1 protein-coding gene is annotated in these 447 nt (G+C 72.7%); it reads left to right on the forward strand.

The window, feature by feature from the left end; translation table 11 throughout:
- Nucleotides 1-447 (forward strand): SCO family protein (locus tag RAD15_RS43870; RefSeq protein WP_458184871.1); only part of this gene is annotated, 447 nt, incomplete at both ends.

The following is a 447-nucleotide window of genomic DNA, read 5'->3' on the forward strand; positions in this document are numbered from 1 at the left end:
GACGCGCCGCCTGCTGCCGCTCGCCGCCTTCGCCCTCGGCCTCGCCGGGCTCAGCGGAGCCATGGTGTTCATGCTGGCGCCCGAGAAGGCGCCCGTGCAGACGGCGAGCGTCGGCGGCCCGTTCACCCTCTTGGACCAGGACGGCAGGACGGTCACGGAGCGGGACTTCGCGGGCGCGCCCCACCTCGTCTTCTTCGGCTTCACGCACTGCCCGGACATCTGCCCGACGACGCTCCAGCAGGTCACCGACGTCCTCGGCGCGCTCGGCCGGAAGGGCCGGGACATGCGCGTGGCCTTCATCACCGTCGATCCGGAGCGCGACCGGCCGGAGGACCTGAAGGCCTACCTGTCGAGCTTCGATCCGCGCATCACCGGCCTCACCGGCAGCCCGGAGCAGGTGGCGGCGGCGGTGAAGGCCTATCGCGGCTACGCCCGCAAGGTGCCCGA

The organism is Bradyrhizobium sp. 14AA (assembly GCF_054185205.1).